This is a genomic window from Hydrogenivirga sp. 128-5-R1-1 (assembly GCF_000171895.1).
This window is the reverse complement of the sequence record NZ_ABHJ01000268.1, coordinates 1-1,684: the sequence shown is the minus strand read 5'-3', so window position 1 is coordinate 1,684 and position 1,684 is coordinate 1. Positions and strand designations below refer to the sequence as shown.

1 protein-coding gene is annotated in these 1,684 nt (G+C 25.4%); it reads left to right on the top strand.

Annotation, left to right across the window (positions count from 1 at the left end; translation table 11 throughout):
* On the top strand, nucleotides 1–1,684 hold a 1,684-nt coding region (locus tag HG1285_RS02570), incomplete at both ends, for a DEAD/DEAH box helicase (RefSeq protein ID WP_032497075.1).

Here is a 1,684-nt window from a genome sequence, read left to right as displayed (position 1 = left end):
ATTAGCAGAAAAATAAATACTTCAAACGAAAGCGAATGGCTAAAAAACGTAATTATAAACATATCTACCGTAAGTATAAAAGACAAAAAACATGAAGATATAAAAAAACAGCTTATATTTAGAATAATACCAAGGTATAATTTCCATCATGATTTTATTCCCGCAAAAGCCAAATTAAAACCTGATAACTCAATAGAAAAATCACAGGTTTTAAGCTTAAATAACTTAATAATTAATCCTAACAGAGACTACGTATCACAAACAGATAAAGAAATTATCAGCCTTTTAGAAAGTATTTCTTTTTTTGGAAATATTAGGAAAGAACACATTGTTTACAACGTTATATTAGAACGACTAATTCAGCAAAAAAAACTTTATTTCAATAACCATATTTATCCAATAAAAGAGCTCAAAAATAAAAAAATTAAAGTTTATTGGGAAAATGTAGGAGAAAAAAACAAATTAAATATTAATATAAACATAAAAAATATAATTGTTGCTCACGACATATATGAGTATTCACCTGACGAGAATGTCTTCTATAAAATAGAACCTCAAGTAAATAAATATATTTTAAAACTGCTTTCAAATTCAGTACCTTTAGACAAAGAAAAAGCTTCCAAACTTTACTTTACTTTGAAAGATGCTGGATTTGACGTTGAACAACTCCCATTTGTAGAAGAGATTGAGATAGAAGATACACCTGTACCTGTTTTGAAGATTAATTATAATAGAGCAAATGGAATTGTAGCTGTAGAATTCAAAATCAAATATAAAAATTACTATTTTAATCCTCTTAACGAGGAAAAAAGCATCATTTATGAAAATACAAAGAAGATAACTATTAAAAGAAACTTAAAAAAGGAGAGAGAATATAAAGAAAGAATTAATAAAACATCCTTAAAAAATGACTTTTTTGCAGGTAGTAAATACATTTTTAATCTGAACAACATTAATATTGAAAATTTTTATAAATTTGTCAGTGAAGACATCATTCAACTTAAAAATGAAGGCTGGGAAATACAACAAACAGAAGAGCTTCCTACCATTGAAGATACAGAAATTAGAACAGATATAGAAGAAAAAGATAACTGGTGGTTTGATGTATCTCTAAAAGTTAGATTTGAAGATAAGGAGGTAAACCTTTTACCTATTTTAAAAAATATATTACAAAACTATGATATAAAGAAACTACCCCAGACTATATTCGTAAAATACGACGAGAATAAAATTTTAAAGATTAAAAAAAACGACATAAAACCACTTATAAATACAATATTAAATCTATACAATAAGGAAAATGAAGATAACTTAAAAATATCAAGAGCAGATTTACATTTAATAGATGATGAACTTATAATCAACAAAAATATCAAGAATATAAAGAAAAAATTAACTAATTTTAAATCAATAAAAAGAATATCCCAACCTAAAGAACTAAATGCAAAGCTAAGAAAATATCAAGTTGAAGGTATAAGCTGGATAAACTTTTTATATGAATATGGATTTAATGGAATTTTAGCTGATGATATGGGACTTGGGAAAACAGTACAGGTATTAGCATTCCTTCAATATTTAAAAGAAAACAAGAAATTAGATAAACATTCTCTAATAGTAGTTCCTACAACATTAATATCAAACTGGGAAAAAGAAATAGAAAGATTTACACCTACTTTAAGATATT